This window comes from Neobacillus sp. S1227, from assembly GCF_055385255.1.
Genome location: NZ_AP038276.1, coordinates 4,089,179 through 4,107,974, shown reverse-complemented (window position 1 = coordinate 4,107,974; position 18,796 = coordinate 4,089,179). Strand labels below are relative to the sequence as shown.

The window sequence follows — 18,796 nt, the reverse complement described above, 5'->3', positions numbered from 1 at the left end:
GTTATGTCCTAGTTTTATATGTGTTTAATTAATGTCCGCTGGACTTACTTCGTGAATAGAGGGGGGATAATCATGAGTAAAGAGCGCGTTTCTAGACGTCAATTCTTAAGCTACACATTAACAGGTGTAGGCGGTTTCATGGCTGCCGGCATGTTAATGCCAATGGTAAGATTTGCAGTTGACCCAGTTTTAAAGGCCGAAGCTGGCGGTGATTTCATTGCAACTCCAAAAAAAGTGTCAGAACTTACTGACGAACCGGTTCGTGTTGACTTCACGTTCAAGCAGAAGGATGCTTGGTATGAGTCGGAGGTAACCGAATCAGCGTGGGTTTACAAGGACGGAGATAAGATTATTGCACTGTCGCCAGTATGTAAACATTTGGGCTGTACCGTTAACTGGAATTCTGACAAAGAACATCCGGAACAATTCTTCTGTCCGTGCCACTACGGCCGTTATACGAAGGATGGGACCAACGTACCAGGTACACCACCACTTCACCCGCTAGATGTATATCCATACAAGGAAAAAGACGGTTTCCTATACTTAGGAAAAGCAAAACCACGGAAGGAGGCGTAATCATTGTTAAACAAAATTTACGATTGGGTAGATGAACGTTTAGATATTACGCCTATGTGGCGCGATATCGCAGACCATGAAGTGCCTGAGCATGTTAACCCTGCCCATCATTTTTCTGCGTTTGTCTATTGCTTTGGCGGTCTGACATTTTTCGTTACTGTAATTCAAATTCTTTCCGGTATGTTTTTAACCATGTATTATGTGCCGGACATCAAAAACGCATGGGAATCTGTTTTTTATCTGCAGAACCAAGTAGCATTTGGACAAATTGTCCGTGGAATGCACCACTGGGGAGCAAGCTTAGTATTAGTTATGATGTTTTTACATACGCTTCGGGTCTTTTTCCAAGGAGCCTATAAAAAACCTCGTGAATTAAACTGGATTGTCGGAGTACTGATTTTCTTCGTCATGCTTGGCTTAGGTTTTACAGGCTACCTTTTACCTTGGGATATGAAAGCACTATTTGCAACAAAGGTAGGTTTGCAAATTGCTGAAGCGACGCCGTTTATCGGCAGCTATGTTAAAATTCTGTTATCCGGACATGAAACTATTGTCGGTGCGCAAACATTAACCCGTTTCTTTGCGATTCATGTATTCTTCCTGCCGGGAGTATTATTTGGGTTAATGGCAGCACACTTTGTCATGATCCGCAGACAAGGTATTTCTGGACCGCTATGATTCAAATTTTAATCTAAACTAGAAAGTTTTCATATTACGTTGAAAAAGGAGGGGAATGCTCAATGCATCGCGGTAAAGGTATGAAGTTTGTCGGTGATTCACGTGTAGTTGCACCTGAATCTAGAAAACCGAAACTTCCTAAAGACTATTCAGAATACCCTGGCAAAACAGAAGCCTTCTGGCCTAACTTCCTTTTGAAAGAATGGATGATAGGTGCAGTTTTCCTTGTTGGCTTTTTATGTTTAACCGTTGCTCATCCGGCTCCACTTGAAAGGATTGCGGACCCGACGGATACAGGTTATATTCCATTACCAGACTGGTATTTCTTATTCTTGTACCAATTGTTAAAGTATACTTACGCATCCGGGCCATATACGGTTATTGGTGCAATGATTATCCCAGGACTTGCTTTTGGAGGATTATTATTGGCTCCATTCCTTGATAATGGACCTGAACGCCGTGCAAGTAAGCGTCCAATTGCAACAGGAGCTATGTTACTGGCATTGGCTGCCACTGTGTTTTTAACTTGGCAATCTGTAGCTACACATGACTGGGCAGCTGCTGAGCGTCAAGGGAAAATTGTTGAAAAAGTCGATATTGATAAGTCTGCAGAAGGATATCAAATCGCTAAAGATAACACATGTTTAACATGTCATGGTGAAAATCTTCAAGGCGGTGCCGGTGCACCAACCTTGATCGGTACAGGTTTAAAACCTGAGGAAATCGCTAAGATTGCAAAAGAGGGTAAAGGCGGCAAAATGCCTCCAGGTATCTTTAAAGGTGATGACGAACAGCTGAAAAAGCTATCTGAATTTATCTCTGGTCTTGGCGCAAAATAATACTGCACCAAAAAAGCTGACGGGATTACGTCAGCTTTTTTGTATATTCTGTAACAAACTAAATAAAAGTAACGGAAGGGGAGTCGTTGTGCGCTGGATTTACCCTCTTTTGGCCAATCGGTCGATTCTTAAATTGCTATTAATTGTTAATATAGCTGGCACAATCTATGGATATTATTGGTATGGGTGGCAGTTGGAGAAAACCCCGGCTATATTTTTAATTTTTGTACCTGACAGTCCCACTGCAAGTCTCTTTTTTGTTTTTGTCCTTATTGCCTTTTTACTGAGAAAAAATTGGCCGCTAATGGAAGCACTAGCGATTGTCACACTTTTTAAATATGGAATTTGGGCTGTAGTGATGAATATCCTTGTTTTTGTTGTTCAAGGGGAATTGGATCCAGTTGGTTATATGTTGATTTTCTCTCATTTTGCTATGGCTGTCCAAGGGCTTTTATTCGCTCCGTTTTATCGACTAAAACTATGGCATATAGTAGTGACTGCAATTTGGACACTGCATAATGATATCATCGATTATGTTTTCTTTATGCTTCCAAGCTATCAAATGCTTGACCGCTACATCCCACAAATCGGCTACTTTACGTTCTGGTTGTCAGTTATTTCCATTGGGATTGCCTATTATCTTTGTATCCGCCAAAAAAGTTTTAAACTTGAAATTAAATAATTCTCTGTTATAAATTATGGTCTAACCTTGTCCACCCCTTCATACATTTTATTAGTAATGAGAGGGGGGACAAGTTAGTGAATATTAAGAAGTTCCTGTTTTTAGCAATTATATGTTTACTAATGCCGATATCAGTATATGCGGAAGGACAATCCCCAATGGAACGGCTTGATGACATTTCCGATGAAGCTCTTCAAATGGTCAAGTTTCATAGATATGATGACGCAAGGAAGTTACTTGATTATTTTTCTGATCAATTTAAAGGTGTTACAGTCACTGGACAGCCATTAACGATGGATGAGGTTCGAATTATTAACACTTCTCATGACGAAGCAATGGAAGCGGCAGTGAGTCCTGATATGAAACATGAGGAGCGTATTAATAAGTTGACGAAATTCAGGCTGGTTATGGATGCGATTGCCACAAGTCATCAGCCCTTATGGACGGAGATGGAAGGTCCGATCATGACAGCATTCCATCAAGCCAAGGAAGCGGCTGTAAACGGAAATTCTGCAAACTTTCATACGAGTTTTAATACCTTTTTATCCCTCTATAACGTCATTTATCCAAGTATGAAAATTGATGTTCCAGTGGAAAATATACAAAGATTAGATGCACGTATCAAATTTATTGACGAATTTCGTTCTCAAGTTTTAACTGATTCACAAGGCCGGGTTGAGCTAGATAAACTTGATACAGACCTTCAGAATTTATTTGCCAATATTGAGGATGATGAGGCCGATCCTTCCCTTTGGTGGGTAATCATTTCAACTGGGAGTATTATCATTGCGACATTATCTTATGTCGGCTGGAGGAAATACCAAGGGGAAAAGGAAGTTAGAAAAGACCGGTCCAGAGAGCATAAAGATTGACGCCTCTAATCCCTTTTACTAGAATGTAAATCATTATAGAGCTCTCTTAGGAGGTTTCATCATGTATTTGCTTTATTTTGCTTTTATCATTCTGATTCCTTTATGGGCACAGTGGAAAGTAAAAAGTACATTTACAAAATATTCTAGAGTTTCTTCTTCAACATATCGCAGAGGTGCTGAAGTAGCGAGAGAAATATTGAATGCTAACGGTTTATATAATGTTGCCGTAGAAGAAGGCCGGGGATTTTTAAGCGATCATTATGACCCAAGAAGCAAAACCGTTCGTTTGTCACCAGAGAATTACCACGGCCATTCCATTGCAGCTGCAGCAGTTGCGGCTCACGAATGCGGACATGCCATTCAGGATGCTCAAGGATATGCATTTTTGAGGTTTCGCCATGCCTTAGTTCCTGTTGCCAACCTTGGATCAAATGCCTCGTGGATTCTTATAATGATCGGCATATTTGCCCATCTTTCAGGAATGCTGCTGTTAGGAATTATTTGTATGGCAGCGGCAGTACTCTTTCAAATTGTAACTCTTCCTGTTGAATTTAACGCCTCAAGCCGGGCCATGCACCAAATTGCTTCACTAAGATTGGTCGGCGGCGGCGAAGAAAGGGAAGCCCGCAAGGTTTTAAACGCGGCAGCCCTTACTTATGTAGCAGCGGCAGCAGTAGCCGTACTGGAATTACTTAGGTTAGTATTAATTTTTACAGGGATGAATCGAAGTGAAGATTAACCAGAAAAGGCTGACTCGTTCCCGAGTCAGCCTTTTAGTCTGTTATCGGCATTTTATTTTCATCTAGCGTAAAGCCTTCCCCGTGGACATCATGAACGATAGAAATGGAGATAAATGCATACGGGTCGACAGAAGTAATTAGATTTTTTAAACGCATAATTTCATTCTTAGCGACCACACAATATAGGACGTCCCGTTCACTTTTTGTATAGGAACCGAAACCTTTAAGAGCAGTGACACCGCGTTCCATCTCCTCCATTATTTTAGCGGCGATTTCTTCGTTTTTCTCGGAAATAATCATTGCTCCTCTTGCTGAGTAGGCACCTTCTTGAATAAAATCAATTACTCTTGCCCCAACAAACACGGCTACCAAAGTATACATCGCCTGCTTGTAATTCAAATAGGTAATCAACGAGAGTGTGATGACACAGGCATCAAACAGAAACATTGTTTTACCCATATTCCAGCCAAAGAATTTTTGGACAAGACGGGCAATAATATCAACACCACCAGTAGTGCCTCCATACCTGAAAATAATCCCTAATCCAATACCAGCAAAAACTCCAGCAAAAAGGGCAGCAAGCGTTAAATCATGATTTAATGGCATGGCGATCGCGTTGCGCTGAATAATCCATAGGAAGACAGACACGCTCACCGTTCCAATTAGAGTATAAAAAAAGGCATTACGACCAAGCAGCTTCCAACCTATAAAAAATAGCGGGATATTTAAAATCAGGTTGGTATACGACGGATCCCATTTCCAAAGGAAAAATAACAAAAGCGTAATCCCCGTAAACCCGCCTTCCGCCAGTTTGTTCTGCATATTAAAATGGACTAGTCCAAATGAAAATATCGCTGCGCCAAGCAGGATAAATAGTATATTTTTTATTTTAAGGCTAAATATCATATCCTTCCTCCTCATCCATATTTTTCTTATTTATGGCGGATTTAATTATATCGAATAAATTATTTTTGGGCAATCTGGCCAGCGAATTCAAATCATTCCGGTGAAAACATTTGTAAATCAGCCATAATTTAGCTAACATAAAATAGTAAGCAGGAGCATGCCTGCCTGGCAAATAACAGCATCGTTTGGAGTGATAAGGTTTGGCAGATGGGAAGACAATGAAAGAACTTCAAGAAGAAGTTGATACATATATAAGTCAATTTAAAGAAGGATATTTTAGTCCTTTAGCTATGCTCGCAAGACTGACAGAAGAGCTAGGTGAACTAGCACGGGAAATCAACCATTATTATGGAGAGAAACCGAAGAAATCAACAGAAGGCGAGAAAGCTGTTGATGAGGAGCTTGGCGATCTTTTGTTTGTGATAATTTGTCTTGCCAATTCCCTGAACATTGATTTGGAAAAAGCGCATGATTATGTGATGAACAAATTTAATACACGGGATAAGGATCGTTGGACAAGAAAAAATCAGGAAAATATGGAGTGAGAAAAATGGAGCAGATTAATATCATTATCGCAGGTCCTAGAGGCCGAATGGGCAGTGAAGCAGTAAAGCTTGCTGCAAGAACCGAACACTTTAACCTAACAGCTGTCCTTGACCATAGAAATGATGGAATGATGCTAAGCGACATTGAAGGTTTTCAATCGATACATAATGTTCCCATTTATACCGATATTGAAAAGTGTCTACAAAATGTTCAGGCAGATGTACTAATTGACTTAACAACGCCAGAGTTTGGCATGCTGCACGCCAAAACGGCACTTAGCTATAATGTACGGCCAGTGGTAGGTACGACTGGTTTTTCAAAAGAAAATCTGGAAGACTTAGAGCTCCTTTGCAAGGAAAAGGAATTGGGCTGTATTATCGCTCCCAATTTTGCAATAGGAGCGGTACTAATGATGAAATTTTCGCAGCTTGCGGCAAAATATTTTCATGATGTTGAAATTATTGAATTGCATCATGATAAAAAGCTAGATGCTCCGTCCGGTACAGCAGTTAAAACAGCTGAAATGATTTCTGCAGTCAGGGAAGCGAAAAAACAAGGTCATGCAAATGAAAAAGAAACTATAACAGGAGCACGTGGTGCTGAATTTGACGGGATGCATATCCATTCTGTCCGCTTGCCTGGTCTAATCGCCCATCAGCAGGTATTATTCGGTTCAGAAGGACAAACCTTAACTATCCGCCATGATTCTTATAACCGTGAATCATTTATGTCCGGTGTAAAGGTAGCTGTTGAAAATGTTATGAAACATAACAGCTTTGTGTACGGACTAGAAAATATATTGGACTAAAAATAATTAAAGTTGGTGAAGGACATGCAAGGTAAATCACTGGATATTCTTGCATTTGGGGCCCATGCCGATGATGTTGAAATCGGCATGGCAGGTACAATTGCAAAATTAACAGCAGAAGGGTATCGGGTCGGAATATGTGATTTAACGGATGCTGATCTTTCCTCTAACGGCAATGTGACACTAAGGAAAGAGGAAGCGGCAAAGGCTGCAGAGATTTTAGGGGTCCCATACCGGACCTCACTCGGGTTTCCTGATCGAGGGTTATATATAAAGGATGAATACATACGAAAGATAGCTGATATCATTCGTCAATATAAGCCGAAACTCGTGTTTGCTCCTTTTTTGGAAGATCGTCATCCGGATCATGGGAATTGTGCCCGTCTCGTCGAAGAGGCGGTTTTTTCGGCGGGAATAAAAAAATATGAAACTGAATCTAGCGAGCCCCATCGAGTAAATAGATTGTATTTTTATATGATAAATGGCTTTCACAAGCCGGACTTTACTGTCGACATTTCCATTTTCATGGACAAAAAAATTTCGGCATTACAATCCTATAAAAGCCAGTTCGACCGGACAGACACAAGCTACGATACACCTCTTATCAATGGTTATGTTGAAACCGTCGAGGCAAGAGAAAGAATGTTTGGGAAACTGGTCAATGTTACATATGCGGAAGGCTTTAAAACAAAGGTTCCTATTCTATTGAAGCGTGATTTGCTGGGAGAATAATGTATGAAAAAATTAAAAATTGGCATTACCTGTTATCCAACCGTAGGGGGTTCAGGGGTTGTCGCGACAGAATTGGGAAAACTTCTAGCGGAGAAGGGTCATGAAATTCATTTTATTTCATCAAGCATCCCATTTAGGTTGAACAAAATCTATCACAATGTCTATTATCATCAGGTTGAAGTGAACCAATATTCAGTTTTTCAATTTCCTCCCTATGATATCGCTTTAGCCAGTAAGATGGCTGAAGTGGCCAATCGGGAGAAACTGGACCTCCTCCATGTCCATTATGCTATTCCGCATGCGGTTTGCGCCATTTTAGCAAAGCAAATGGCAGGAAGAGATATTAAAATAGTCACAACCCTTCACGGTACAGACATCACTGTGCTAGGGTATGATCCATCCCTCACAGATGCAATAAAATTTGGCATAGAAAAGTCAGATGCTGTGACGGCTGTTTCAAGTGCATTAGTTCAGCAGACTTATGAGGTTATCAATCCTGACAAGCAAATTGAAACAGTTTATAACTTTATTGATGACCGAGTTTATCAAAAAACAGACTCCAATCATTTAAAAGGAGAGTTTGGGATAAAGGAAGATGAGAGGGTCATTATCCATGTTTCCAATTTTCGCAGTGTCAAGCGCGTCACAGATGTGGTTAAAACATTTGCCAATATTTCCGCAGTGATGCCGGCGAAATTATTGTTAGTCGGGGATGGACCCGAAATGACCATTGTTTGCAAACTGGTCAGACAGCTTGGATTAGAGGATCAGGTCATAATTCTTGGAAAACAAGAAAACCTCGAAGAGTTATATTCCATAAGTGATTTGATGCTTCTATTGTCGGAAAAGGAAAGCTTCGGTCTTGTTGCCCTAGAAGCAATGGCCTGCGGTGTACCGGTGATTGGAACCAATGTAGGGGGCATCCCTGAGGTTATTGAGAACGGCAAAACGGGCTATACTTGTAACGTCGGTGATATCGCGGATATTTCTGATAAAGCAATTCGTCTATTGAATGATGGAGCTCTTCATCAGCAATTTGCACAGCAGTCAGAAGAAACAGTTAAAACGAAATTTAAAGCAGAGCAAATTGTCGAGCAATACGAAATGCTTTATTTTAAGCTGCTGAAATAAGGTGAGAAAAATATGAAAGAACCCTTTTTATCGGCTGTTCCAGTCATCAATAGGCTTGAGTCCGCCGGATATGAAGCCTACTTTGTGGGTGGATCGGTTAGGGATTATTTACTTGGAAATAAAATTAGCGATGTGGACATTGCGACCTCAGCCACACCTCAAGAAGTGAAAGCCGTTTTTCCTAAAACTGTTGATATCGGAATTCAACATGGAACGGTTCTTGTCCTGTTTAAAAACCATTCATATGAAATTACCACCTTCCGGACCGAAGGAGAATATCAGAATTTTCGGAGGCCGAAGGAGGTTTCCTTTATTCGGAATCTTAACGAGGATCTGATGCGCAGGGATTTTACCATGAATGCCATTGCCATGGATGCAAATGGCAGCGTTATAGATCCTTTTGAAGGCCAAACCGCCATTAAGGAAAGGGTTATTCGAACTGTAGGAAGCCCGCAGGACCGGTTTCGCGAAGACGCTTTAAGAATGATGAGAGCGGTACGCTTTGTCAGCCAGCTCTCTTTTCAAATTGAGAGTGAAACATTACTAGCTTTAAAAAAGGATGCGCACCTGCTCGATGAAATCGCAGTTGAGAGGAAGAGAGCCGAGTTTGAAAAGCTTCTCTCTGGCGACAATCGAAAAAATGCCTTCAGGGTTTTGCTTGAAACGCAGGTTTTTGAATATTTACCCGGGCTCAAGAAACGGGAATTGAAAATTGAAAAATTACTTTCTTATCCATGTGATTCGTTAAATAAGAAAGAAATGTGGGCATTGCTCCTTTATTGTTTAGAACTAAATCAACAAGATAGCGAGGCTTTTCTTCGGGAGTGGCGACTGCCTGTAAAAGAAATGAAAGAAATTCAGGACATCTTGCGATATGCCAAACAAAGACTCTTAAAAGAATGGTCCCATTACGACCTGTATACGGCTGGAAGAGAGACAATTCAATCCTCAGAAACACTATATCTTGTTTTAAAAGGCATCATTGATTATGACCCTGTAAAGTATTGGTTAAACACTTACGACAATCTTCCTATCAAGCAGCGATCTGAACTGGTTGTGACCGGAAGCGACATAATGGCTTGGCGGAATCGAGCCGGCGGCCCATGGCTGAAAGAACTGCTTACGAGAATAGAACAGGCAGTTTTGCAAAATGAAGTTGTAAACGAAAAAGAAAAGATAAAGGAGTGGCTGAAAGCGTGCAGTCAGAAATCAGAAAAAAACTGCTAGATTCCTTTACCAACGCTGGTGAATCCTATTTATCCGGCCAATTTTTAGCTGAATTAATTGGCTGCTCGCGAACGGCAGTCTGGAAGCATATTGAGGAATTAAGAAAAGAAGGCTTTGAACTTGAGGCGGTCAGGAAAAAAGGCTATCGAATTATCAAAACACCTGAAAAAATTACTGCCGACGAAATTAGACTTGGCTTGACTACACAGTTTATTGGGAAAAATATTCATTACGAAGAAACAGTGGAATCGACCCAAAAAATTGCGCACAGATTAGCATCTGAAAATGTGCCTGCGGGAACAGTTGTGATAGCAGAGGAACAAATATCCGGCAGGGGCAGAATGAATCGCCCGTGGCATTCACCAAAATATACAGGGATTTGGATGAGCCTCATCCTTCGTCCCAATATTCCATTAACAAAGGCGCCGCAGTTAACGCTTTTAACAGCCGTGGCCATTGTCCAGGCAATTGAAGAAGTTACAGGTCTTAATCCGGAAATAAAATGGCCAAATGATATTTTGCTGAATGGGAAAAAAATAACCGGCATTCTTACAGAAATGCAGGCGGAGGCTGATCAGATTCATTCCATCATCATTGGGATGGGGTTGAACGTCAATCAGACGAAGGATGATTTCCCACCTGAATTACAAAATATTGCAAGCTCTTTGTTAATTGAAAAAGGTGATGCACTTTCACGGGCCAGCATTATAAGAAGTATTTTTACCCATTTTGAAAAATTATATTTGCTCTTCCTCGAAAAAGGTTTCTACCCAATTAAACTACTATGGGAAGGCTATGCCGTAAGTATTGGAAAAATGCTCAAAGCTAGAACCTTGACGGGTGTCATTGAAGGAAAAGCTCTTGGGATAACCGATGAAGGCGTTTTAAAAATTGAAGATGCATCCGGTGTGATCCACCATGTTTATTCCGCTGATATAGAACTATAGTCATATCATTTCTTTCTGTACGGAATGGATGATATTTGTTATAATTTTTTTATGGGCAGTATCCTGAAGGAACTGCACCTTGAAAGTCTATAAAACTAAAAGGTATCTGCCTAGATCCGTCAAACGGACCGGGACAGAGGGATGGAACAAGAAGTAAAGTAACGAAAATCCTTCTGCCTTCAGAAGGATTTTTTTATTTAGCTTCTCATTTGTTTTATCTCCTCTCCCCTAATTTAAGGAGGGAATAAGGATGAAGCAAACGACAGATTTTCTGAAGATGAAAGAAAAGAATGAAAAAATTGTGATGTTAACGGCTTATGATTATCCTTCAGCAAAACAGGCGGAACAGGGCGGCGTGGATATGATTCTCGTCGGTGATTCTCTTGGAATGGTTGTTCTTGGTTATGAATCTACTATCCCTGTCACATTGAATGACATGATCCACCATGCAAAGGCTGTTAAGCGCGGGGCTAAAGAAACGTTTATTGTTGTAGACATGCCATTTTTAACCTACCATTTATCGGTCAGGGATACATTAGTGAACGCAGGCAGATTGATTCAGGAAACTGGAGCACATGCAGTTAAGCTTGAAGGGGCGGAAGAAGTCATCGAACATATTACAGCCCTGACTCGATCGGGAATTCCAGTGTGTGCCCATCTTGGCTTAACACCTCAGTCAGTCGGTGTATTAGGCGGCTACAAGGTTCAAGGAAAAGATGCAGATGCGGCAAAAAAGCTAATCGAAGACGCTAAAAAATGCGAAGAAGCAGGAGCATTCGCTCTTGTTTTGGAATGTGTTCCTAAGCAGTTGGCGGAGCAAGTAACAAAAGCCTTGTCTATTCCGGTAATTGGCATTGGTGCAGGAATTGATGTCGATGGCCAGGTGCTTGTCTATCATGACATTCTTGGCTACGGTGTTGAACGGGTTCCTAAATTCGTCAAACAGTACCATTCCGTAAGTCCATTTATGATTGAATCGATCCAAGCGTACTCCCAGGACGTGAGAAACAAACAGTTCCCTGAAGATAAACACAGCTACACTATGAAGGAAGAGCAATTGCTCGTTTTATACGGAGGTAAAGAATGAAGGTTATTACAACCATCGAAGAGATGCAGAATGAAATCAAACAACAAAAAAGTGGAGGTAAATCGATCGGCTTCGTCCCAACGATGGGATATCTTCACGAAGGGCATCTCACTCTTATAAAGCAGGCCCGACAGGAAAATGATATTGTGGTCTTAAGTATCTTTGTCAATCCATTGCAATTTGGACCAACAGAGGACTTTTCAACATATCCCCGCGATTTTGAACGGGACAAGGCGCTGGCCGAATGTGAACATGTTGACTACATCTTCCACCCAACAGTCAAGGAAATGTATCCAACTGAACCTTCGGTGAAAGTCATTGTCCAGGATCGTACCGATGTGTTATGCGGGAAATCGCGCCCTGGTCATTTTGATGGCGTTGCAACAGTTGTGTCTAAGCTGTTTCATATTGTCACGCCGACAAGGGCTTATTTTGGCAAAAAAGACGCTCAGCAGGTGGCGGTCATTGAAGGATTGGTTTCTGACCTCAATTTTCCACTAGAAGTGGTGGCGGTGGATATTGTCCGCGAAGAAGACGGGCTGGCTAAAAGCTCACGTAATGTCAATTTGCTGCCAGAAGAAAGGAAGCAGGCAGTTGTTTTGTATAAAAGCCTGCAGGAAGTACAAAAAGCAATAGATCAAGGCGAACGGAACCCTCACAGTTTAATCAATTTAATGAAGGAAATAATTATGAGTAATTCGTCTGGAGTAGTCGACTATGCGGAGATTTATTCCTATCCTCAGTTAAAACCACTGGAAAAATTAGAGGGTAGGATGATCATAGCGCTTGCAGTAAAATTTACAAAGGTTCGTTTAATAGATAATCTTATTCTTGACATAAAGTAGACACTTGAATAAAGGAGGAACCACATTTTATGTTTCGCCACATGATGAACGGAAAAATCCATCGTGCAACAGTCACAGAAGCGAATTTAAACTATGTTGGCAGTATTACAATAGATGAAAATTTATTAGACGCAGTTGGCATGGTGCCAAATGAAAAGGTGCAAATAGTCAATAACAACAATGGAGCTCGTCTGGAAACCTATATCATCCCGGGTGAAAGAGGTTCTGGTGTTGTCTGTTTAAATGGGGCAGCGGCCCGTCTTGTCCAACCTGGAGATGTTGTGATTATCATCTCCTATGCTCTTGTAGCAGAAGAAAAAGTCCCTTATCATAAACCAAAAGTAGCGATTATGGATGAACTTAACCGGATAAAAGAACTTATTCATGCCGAACCGGCCCATACAATCATGTAATTGACGCCCCCCTTTATTGGGGGATTTTTCTTTTGACGTGGACTTTATTATAATGAATAGCGAATATATAATTGTTTTCATTTTTTATTTTTTTATGTTACCGTTTAAGGAATGAAGCTTTGGGGTGTATGTAAATGTCTAATAAATTTGTTGTAATCGATTTAGAAACTACCGGAAATCTTCCGAAGAAGGGCGACAAAATTATTCAATTTGCCGCTGTTGTTATTGAAAATGGACAAATAACGGAGAAATTTTCGTCACTGATCAATCCCCAAAAATCCATTCCGATATTTATAGAAGAGTTAACTGGAATCAATGATGAAATGGTGAAAAATGCCCCTGTTTTTTCAGAGATTGCCGCGAAGGTTTTTTCCTTACTAGAGGGGGCTTATTTTGTAGCCCATAATGTGTTATTTGATTTATCCTTTCTTCAAGAGGAATTAATCCAAGCTGGATTTGAAGGATTTTACGGATCTGTCTTGGATACCGTGGAAATGTCGCGGATTCTATATCCAACAGCTGATGGATATAAACTTACCGATTTGGCTGAAATGCTAAACCTCAAACACGACAGGCCTCACCAAGCCGACAGTGATGCGGAAGTGACCGCGGAAATTTTTCTGCTGTTGGTCCAGCGTTTACAGCAGCTGCCCTTTATTACGCTTAAGCGGCTTTTACCGTTATCAGGCGGATTAAAAAGCGACCTTGAACAGCTGCTTGAAGAAATGATTGACAGCATGGCTGAAAAGTCTGTACATAATAAGAATTTTGAGGTGTATAGGGACCTGGCCATAAAAAAAGTGCTGCCAAATCCGGGAACAACGTCAGGAGAATTCCAGACCATTCATTATCCTCAAGCTGAAGAGGAGAAATTAAGGATGATGAAAAACAGCCTTAAATCTTTTGAGAACCGGACAGGGCAATTTAAGATGATGGATGTGGTCTATAAAGCCTTTGTATCCGAGCGTCATACGTTAATTGAAGCAGGAACGGGAGTAGGAAAATCGTTAGGGTATTTGCTGCCAGCTGTCTTCTTTGCTAAACAGCGGAACCTGCCGATCATCGTCAGTACACATACCACACAGCTGCAGGAGCAAATATTAAAAAAAGAAATGCCACTTCTGGAAAAGATGATTCCTTTTCCGGTAAAGGCTGTACTCTTAAAAGGCAGAAGCCATTATATCTGTTTGGAAAAATTCCATCAGTCGCTGCTGGATGAAAACGATAACTATGATACTACCTTAACAAAGATGCAGATTCTTGTTTGGTTAACCGAGACAGAAACAGGTGATAAGGATGAACTGAATCTTTCCAGCGGTGGATTCCTATTTTGGAATAAAATTAAAAATGAGCAAACCGCTTTTTCAAAACATCCTGATTGGCAAGAACGGGATTTTTATTTGCGAGCAAAAAAAGAGGCTAAAGTCTCGGATATTGTGATTACCAATCATTCTTTATTATTAAGTGATATTAAAGGGAACGGCGCTGTTTTGCCGGAATATGATTTTGCCGTTATTGATGAAGGGCACCATTTGGAAAAAGCCGCAGTTCAATTCTTTGGTACCTCCTTGGATTACTTATCTGCGAGAATGCTGGCCGGCCAATTTGGTTTATACGAACAAGAACAGCTTTTTTATGAACTAGAAAAGATTCTTGCTATTTATCCTTCCACGAAAGAATCGCTTATCCATACATTTGAGCTTAATCAAATGATGATAGACTTTTCGTACGAAATGGATGAATTTTTTAAGTTAATTGCTCTTTTTGCCAAAAAGAGGATTAATAACAATAATGGATATTACCGCACTAAAATTCCTTTTAGTAAAGCTGATAGTTCCACTGAAAGAATGGCTTTAGTGCATAGTGCGGAAAGGTTATCATTTTTAATAAAGGATTTGCATGCAGCAATTTGTAAAAGGGTGGAATGGATTATTTCCCAAAAGGCTGGGTTAACCAGAAAGCAGGAGGGGAAAATCGAGGAAGTCCATGTGTTCCTTATGGAATTAGAAGAATTAAGGGGCAGGGTAATAAACAGCTTCTTAAAAGACACCGATGATGTTAAATGGATTGAAATCGATGTACGTGCGCCGCAGAATATAACAACCTTTATCGCACAGCCGGCCAGCGTAGCCGCAGCTTTAGAAAAATATTTTTTCGCTAGTAAAAAGGCAGCAGTCATTACTTCTGCAACGTTAACCGTCAACAACACTTTTGACTATTATCTCAAGGAAATTGGTCTTGCTTCGAGTAATCCTAAAACGGTAATCATTCCCTCTCCTTTTAATTACAAGGAACAAGTACAGCTAATTATTCCTGATGATTTGCCTGAAATCAATTCGGTTTCCTTAGATGAGTTTGTGATTGCCATAACCGAGCATATCATTACGATTGCTGAGGCGACGAAAGGAAGGATGCTGCTTCTTTTTACTGCTTACGACATGCTAAAGAAAACGTACGAATTGATAAAAGAAAGCGGCTTTCTCGATGACTATGTATTAATTGCTCAAGGGATTACGAGCGGGAGCAGAACAAGGTTGACGAGAAACTTCCAGCGCTATGAAAAGGCCATTCTGTTAGGAACGAGCAGTTTTTGGGAGGGTTTGGATATCCCAGGGGAGGATTTATCATGCCTGTGTTTAGTAAGGCTTCCCTTCAGCTCACCAGATGAGCCGCTAACTATGGCGAAATGCAAAATAATTGAGGCAAGCGGCGGCAATGCCTTTTCTGAATATTCTCTGCCTGAAGCAGTACTAAGGTTTAAACAAGGCTTTGGCCGGTTGATCCGAACTGAAACTGATAGGGGGATTGTGATTGTCTTTGACAAGCGGATTATCACAACGAAATATGGAAAGGCCTTCATAAATTCCATCCCGCCAGTCACGATAAAAAAAGAATCGGCCACTGAAATAGTGAAAATTATTCAATCCTGGTTATGATAAATTTTGGAAAAAATACACATCCTATAGATGACGGGAGGAATGTGTATGCGAATTTTATTCGTTCTATTGTCCTTATTTTTTCCTGCTGTTTCTGTAGTTCATGCGGAAACTGCTATTTCAGGTAAGGTAGAAAATATTGATTTAAATATAAAGGAACACGAAATGGCCATTACGTTTATTGGTCTTTCTACTGGCGAAGCTACTTTAATCCAAGGGCCGAACAACGAGAATATCTTGGTCAATGCCGGAGGGGAAGACACCGAAGCTGAATTGGAAGAGTGGCTCAAACTTTATGATGTGAAAAGTATTCAAACCTTAATCATAACTACGGATGAAAATAGCATGCCGTTTAAAAAAGTAAATATGCTGATTGGCAAATATAACATAAAAAAACTGATTACCACTTCAAAAATAGCAGCCCAGGCAGCCTTTGGCCTTGATGATCAAAAGCGGGCAACGATATTAACATGGAAAGAAGGCACAACAGAATCACTTTTTCCTGACTTGACGGCCGAAGTCCAATTTATTGGAAATGAAAAAAACGAAGGGATGGATTTTATCCTTAAGTTTTTCAATCACCGTCTCTTTTTAATGTCATCCTGCAGCGAGAGGGCGGAGCAGGCATTACTGACAAAAAAACTTGAAGGTATTCATGTTTTAAAAATTCCGGATTATGCTAAGGCTGCTTTTTTATCAAACAATTTGATCCACTATTTGAATCCGGAGATTTCTGTATTGTTTACACCGGGGGAATATCATCCGGACCCAGATATCCTTAAAGGCCTGCACGAAACATGGTCTGAAGTTTATTTTACAAAAAGACATGGAACGGTGACGCTAAAGTTCACGGATTCCAAATATGAGGTTTTTACCATCCCAACAGAAGGAGAAGAATAAAAAAACTTAAAGAAAAATTACGATTCCTCGTTAACAATATAGGGCATTTTTTCTTTTACCTGTTATAATAATATTTGGCAGGAAACAAGTAACTAGAATTAATTGGAGGAAAAATATCGTACATAAAAGAGTGATTGAAAGTGAAAAAGTGGATAATAATTGGAGCATTTTTATTACTTGCTTTGGTGATCGGGGTTTCGATAAAAGTTTATCATAGTGCAACGGAACCATTAAAAATTGCTGAGGAACAGGCTGTTAAGAAGGCTAAAAAAAAGGTTCCATTAAAAAGCGTTGAAGATTTTCATATTTATAATGGTCAAGAAACTGTTAATGTCATTGAAGGGGAAAATAACAAGGGCGAAAAGATTATTGTCTGGGTTCCCAAAAAGAGCAAGCAGATTATTGTCCGAAAGGCCAAGAGCGGCCTTACAAAACAGGAAGCAATTCAAACATTGATTAAAGAAAAAAATCCCAAAAAAATTATTTCAGTCCGGCTTGGAATGGAACAAAATATACCTTTGTGGGAAATTTATTATCGTTCTAATAATAATTTAATAAATTATTATTATCTCCATTTCGAAACTGGCGAGTGGCTGAAGGATATAGAAAATCTTTAGGGTAGAGACAGGAGGAAAACATAATGAAAGTGGAATTGGCAAGCCGGGTGTTGTCTTTAACACCTTCAACAACATTGGCCATTACTGCGAAAGCAAAAGAATTGAAGGAACAAGGTGAAGACGTAATTGGACTCGGTGCAGGTGAACCCGATTTTAATACTCCTCAGCACATTTTGGATGCTGCAGTAAAATCGATGAATGAGGGACAAACCAAGTATACTCCTTCGGCTGGTCTTCCTGCCTTAAAAAAGGCAATTATAAAAAAATTTGAAACAGATCAAGGTTTAAGCTATAAGCCAAATGAAGTTATTGTCGGAAATGGTGCAAAACATGTCCTCTATACGCTGTTTCAGGTCCTTCTAAATGAAGGCGATGAGGTTATTATTCCTACTCCTTATTGGGTAAGTTATCCAGAACAGGTTAAGTTAGCAGGCGGGGTTCCTGTTTATATCGACGGATCGGAAGAAAACCAATTTAAAATAACTCCGGAACAACTGAAAAAGGCGATTACCAATAAAACCAAAGCTGTCATCATTAATTCTCCAAGCAATCCAACAGGGGTCTTATATACTGAAAAGGAGCTTTTGGAAATTGGTAAAGTATGCTTAGCAGAAAACATTTTGATTGTTTCTGATGAGATTTATGAAAAGCTTGTTTACGGCGGTGTAAAGCATGTTTCAATTGCGGAAATTTCGCCGGAGCTTAAAGAACAAACAATTATTATTAATGGTGTTTCCAAGTCCCATTCAATGACTGGCTGGAGGATTGGCTATGCCGCTGGTAATCCTGAACTTATTAAAGCAATGACTAACCTCGCTAGCCATAGTACATCTAACCCGACTACTACGGCCCAATATGCAGCAATCGCGGCTTACAACGGGCCGCAGGAGCCTGTTGAAGAAATGCGTAAGGCATTCGAAGAAAGATTGGAAATTATCTATGATAAGCTGGTTGCCATTCCAGGGTTCACTTGTGTCAAGCCGCAGGGTGCTTTCTATCTGTATCCAAATGTGAAAAAGGCAGCTGAGATGGCTGGCTACAGCAATGTCGATGACTTTGTTTCAGCTCTTTTGATTGAGGCAAAAGTAGCTGTTATTCCAGGTTCAGGGTTCGGGACACCTGACAACATTCGTCTATCCTATGCAACATCACTTGATTTATTAGAGAAAGCAGTATCCCGCATGCAGCAATTCGTAGAATCAAAAGTTAGGGTATAACCTTTAATAAAATCAAAAAGTCTGCGGCCTGCAGGCTTTTTGATTTCTTTACCAAAACAGGATGCCTAATTCTCTTACTTGAAATCACCTGTTCGTG

General features: G+C 40.3%; 20 protein-coding genes. 19 read left to right on the top strand and 1 reads right to left on the bottom strand.

From position 1 onward, the window contains the following. Positions 1 to 72 precede the first annotated feature (72 nt). The 6 genes from ACZ5AE_RS20555 to ACZ5AE_RS20530 all read left to right on the top strand — a co-directional run bounded on the left by ACZ5AE_RS20555 (position 73) and on the right by ACZ5AE_RS20530 (position 4,386). Complete coding sequence (locus tag ACZ5AE_RS20555; RefSeq protein WP_464566428.1) at positions 73 to 576, top strand: QcrA and Rieske domain-containing protein; 504 nt, start codon at positions 73 to 75, stop codon at positions 574 to 576. Positions 577 to 579: 3 nt separating this feature from the next. Further along, entirely contained in the window at positions 580 to 1,254 is a 675-nt protein-coding gene (gene qcrB, locus ACZ5AE_RS20550) for a menaquinol-cytochrome c reductase cytochrome b subunit (protein WP_213120374.1), read from the top strand. 62 nt (positions 1,255 to 1,316) lie between these two features. Continuing rightward, positions 1,317 to 2,093 carry a c-type cytochrome gene (locus tag ACZ5AE_RS20545; protein ID WP_464566427.1) on the top strand — a complete coding sequence of 259 codons (777 nt, stop codon included), beginning with the start codon at positions 1,317 to 1,319 and terminating at the stop codon, positions 2,091 to 2,093. A gap of 88 nt (positions 2,094 to 2,181) precedes the next feature. Further along, on the top strand, positions 2,182 to 2,775 hold the full coding sequence (lhaT, locus tag ACZ5AE_RS20540; RefSeq protein ID WP_464566426.1) for a lipoprotein heptaprenylglyceryl N-acetyltransferase LhaT: 594 nt from the start codon (positions 2,182 to 2,184) through the stop codon (positions 2,773 to 2,775). Between the two features lie 77 nt (positions 2,776 to 2,852). Next, on the top strand, positions 2,853 to 3,647 hold the full coding sequence (ypjB, locus tag ACZ5AE_RS20535; protein ID WP_464566425.1) for a sporulation protein YpjB: 795 nt from the start codon (positions 2,853 to 2,855) through the stop codon (positions 3,645 to 3,647). Positions 3,648 to 3,708: 61 nt separating this feature from the next. Then, entirely contained in the window at positions 3,709 to 4,386 is a 678-nt protein-coding gene (locus ACZ5AE_RS20530; protein WP_464566424.1) for a zinc metallopeptidase, read from the top strand. A 34-nt stretch (positions 4,387 to 4,420) separates the two neighbouring features. Here ACZ5AE_RS20530 and ACZ5AE_RS20525 read toward each other — a convergent pair whose 3' ends face one another. Further along, positions 4,421 to 5,293, bottom strand: coding sequence for a YitT family protein (locus tag ACZ5AE_RS20525; protein WP_464566423.1), 873 nt, complete (start codon positions 5,291 to 5,293; stop codon positions 4,421 to 4,423). A gap of 218 nt (positions 5,294 to 5,511) precedes the next feature. Between ACZ5AE_RS20525 and ACZ5AE_RS20520 the strand changes: the two genes are divergently transcribed. From ACZ5AE_RS20520 to ACZ5AE_RS20460, 13 genes are all read left to right on the top strand, one after another. Beyond that, positions 5,512 to 5,838, top strand: coding sequence for a nucleotide pyrophosphohydrolase (locus ACZ5AE_RS20520; RefSeq protein WP_464566422.1), 327 nt, complete (start codon positions 5,512 to 5,514; stop codon positions 5,836 to 5,838). Between the two features lie 5 nt (positions 5,839 to 5,843). Next, on the top strand, positions 5,844 to 6,647 hold the full coding sequence (dapB, locus tag ACZ5AE_RS20515) for a 4-hydroxy-tetrahydrodipicolinate reductase (protein WP_464566421.1): 804 nt from the start codon (positions 5,844 to 5,846) through the stop codon (positions 6,645 to 6,647). Between the two features lie 24 nt (positions 6,648 to 6,671). After that, a complete protein-coding gene (bshB1, locus tag ACZ5AE_RS20510; RefSeq protein WP_464573685.1) occupies positions 6,672 to 7,379 on the top strand; it encodes a bacillithiol biosynthesis deacetylase BshB1 in 708 nt (235 codons plus the stop codon). A gap of 3 nt (positions 7,380 to 7,382) precedes the next feature. After that, entirely contained in the window at positions 7,383 to 8,510 is a 1,128-nt protein-coding gene (gene bshA / locus ACZ5AE_RS20505; RefSeq protein ID WP_464566420.1) for an N-acetyl-alpha-D-glucosaminyl L-malate synthase BshA, read from the top strand. Positions 8,511 to 8,522: 12 nt separating this feature from the next. Beyond that, positions 8,523 to 9,737 (top strand): CCA tRNA nucleotidyltransferase, encoded by a 1,215-nt coding sequence (locus ACZ5AE_RS20500; protein ID WP_464566419.1) that lies wholly within the window; start codon positions 8,523 to 8,525, stop codon positions 9,735 to 9,737. Beyond that, positions 9,707 to 10,684, top strand: coding sequence for a biotin--[acetyl-CoA-carboxylase] ligase (locus ACZ5AE_RS20495; protein WP_464566418.1), 978 nt, complete (start codon positions 9,707 to 9,709; stop codon positions 10,682 to 10,684). The genes ACZ5AE_RS20500 and ACZ5AE_RS20495 overlap by 31 nt, the downstream gene beginning before the upstream one ends. Before the next feature lie 250 nt (positions 10,685 to 10,934). Next, positions 10,935 to 11,771, top strand: coding sequence for a 3-methyl-2-oxobutanoate hydroxymethyltransferase (gene panB / locus ACZ5AE_RS20490; protein WP_464566417.1), 837 nt, complete (start codon positions 10,935 to 10,937; stop codon positions 11,769 to 11,771). Then, positions 11,768 to 12,616 (top strand): pantoate--beta-alanine ligase, encoded by an 849-nt coding sequence (gene panC, locus ACZ5AE_RS20485; RefSeq protein ID WP_464566416.1) that lies wholly within the window; start codon positions 11,768 to 11,770, stop codon positions 12,614 to 12,616. Before panB ends, panC begins: the two co-directional genes overlap by 4 nt. A 29-nt stretch (positions 12,617 to 12,645) precedes the next feature. Next, the gene (panD, locus tag ACZ5AE_RS20480) at positions 12,646 to 13,029 is read left to right on the top strand and encodes an aspartate 1-decarboxylase (RefSeq protein WP_464566415.1); all 384 of its coding nucleotides are present in this window, start codon (positions 12,646 to 12,648) and stop codon (positions 13,027 to 13,029) included. A gap of 134 nt (positions 13,030 to 13,163) precedes the next feature. After that, positions 13,164 to 15,965, top strand: a complete 2,802-nt coding sequence (dinG, locus tag ACZ5AE_RS20475) for an ATP-dependent DNA helicase DinG (RefSeq protein WP_464566414.1) — start codon at positions 13,164 to 13,166, stop codon at positions 15,963 to 15,965. A 48-nt stretch (positions 15,966 to 16,013) separates the two neighbouring features. Beyond that, positions 16,014 to 16,865, top strand: a complete 852-nt coding sequence (locus tag ACZ5AE_RS20470; RefSeq protein WP_464566413.1) for a ComEC/Rec2 family competence protein — start codon at positions 16,014 to 16,016, stop codon at positions 16,863 to 16,865. Positions 16,866 to 17,005: 140 nt separating this feature from the next. After that, positions 17,006 to 17,482, top strand: coding sequence for a cell wall elongation regulator TseB-like domain-containing protein (locus ACZ5AE_RS20465; RefSeq protein WP_464566412.1), 477 nt, complete (start codon positions 17,006 to 17,008; stop codon positions 17,480 to 17,482). A gap of 29 nt (positions 17,483 to 17,511) precedes the next feature. Beyond that, positions 17,512 to 18,699 carry a pyridoxal phosphate-dependent aminotransferase gene (locus tag ACZ5AE_RS20460; RefSeq protein ID WP_464573684.1) on the top strand — a complete coding sequence of 396 codons (1,188 nt, stop codon included), beginning with the start codon at positions 17,512 to 17,514 and terminating at the stop codon, positions 18,697 to 18,699. Positions 18,700 to 18,796 lie beyond the last annotated feature (97 nt).